This window comes from Paeniglutamicibacter terrestris (genome assembly GCF_012271785.1).
Classification (GTDB): Bacteria; Actinomycetota; Actinomycetes; order Actinomycetales; family Micrococcaceae; genus Paeniglutamicibacter; species Paeniglutamicibacter terrestris.
In genome coordinates this window covers 1-1,382 of the sequence record NZ_JAAWVT010000027.1, presented here as the reverse complement: position 1 = coordinate 1,382, position 1,382 = coordinate 1, and the positions used below count along the sequence as shown (strand labels likewise).

Sequence of the window (1,382 nt, the reverse complement as noted above, 5' to 3'; positions counted from 1 at the left end):
TCGCGTTGACTCATAAAAAACCTCCGCGTAGATCGATACGTTGCCTCACAAAAGAACCTCCGTTTCCGATCATCTTGTTTTTCGAGGTTTGGCGCTATTTCCTCGTGAGCATGGGACTGAACATGAAGGCTCGGAAGGCAGTGACCAAGCAGCTGGCCAAGCGCTACCAAAGCGCCAACCGCAAGGCCAAAAGCCACCTGCTCAACGAGTTAGTGGCCCTGACCGGATGGCACCGCGACTACGCCCGAGCAGCGCTACGCCAAGCACTACTGCCGGAGAAACCGCGCCCGGTCAGGGTCGGACGTAAACCCACCTACCCGGCGGACCTGCAACCAGCACTGGTCCTGTGCTGGGCAGTACTGCGGGCGCCAGCCTCGAAGCTGCTAGCCGCTTCCATGAGCTATCTAGTGCCGATGCTGCGCACCGAAAAAGCACTGGATATCACCGACAACCAAGCCGCGCTCCTGATGCGCATGAGTGCCTCCACCATCGACCGCAGGCTCGGCGGCGAACGGGCGAAGATGCGCCTGCGCGGACGCTCACATACCAAGCCCGGTTCCCTGCTCAAATCCCAGATCCCGATCCGTACCTGGGCCCAGTGGGACGATGCGGTCCCCGGGTTCGTGGAGATCGACCTCGTAGGACACGAAGGCGGCAACAACAGCGGCGAATTCTGCTTCACCCTCACCGTCACCGACATTGCCACCGGGTGGACCGTGAACCGCTCCGTGAGGAACAAAGCCCAGAAATGGGTGTTCGCGGCCCTCATGCACGTCACCGGCGTCTTCCCGTTCCCGATCATCGGGATCGACTCGGATAACGGCAGCGAATTCATCAACGAGGAACTCAAACGCTATTGCGAGGAACAGCACATCACCTTCACCCGTTCCCGCCCCGGCAACAAGAACGACGGTGCCCACGTCGAGCAGAAGAACTGGTCGCGGGTCAGGGAACTAGTCGGCTACATGCGCTACGACACCCCAGCCGAACTGGAGCTACTGAACCAGATCTGGGAACTAGACCGGATCTTCACCAACTACCTATTGCCCCAGCAGAAGCTAGTGAAAAAGACCCGCAACGGGGCCAAAGTCACCAAAATCCACGACAAGCCAGCCACCCCTCACCAACGGGCAATCAATCACCGCGACATGCGGAAGATGCCGGCCATCCGGATGAACGCCGCCTACAAGAAGATCCGCGTCATGGCGCTCTCACGCCAGATCCTCGCCCTCACCAAGCAGCTGGAAACTCTGGCCAAGGCCAAGGGCGGCACCACAACCCAACACCTCAAGGAGGCCCAGTCATGAAGCAACCACTAGGCGGAGGTTTTCATCTGACGCAACGTAGCGGTGTTCCCGGAGGTATTGACCTGACGCAACAGG

Annotated in this window: 1 protein-coding gene; it reads left to right on the top strand. The window is 59.7% G+C overall.

Translation table 11 applies throughout. From position 1 onward, the window contains the following. The first annotated feature begins 122 nt into the window (after positions 1–122). Entirely contained in the window at positions 123–1,307 is a 1,185-nt protein-coding gene (locus HED64_RS19615; RefSeq protein WP_168153622.1) for an integrase catalytic domain-containing protein, read from the top strand. Positions 1,308–1,382: the final 75 nt, after the last annotated feature.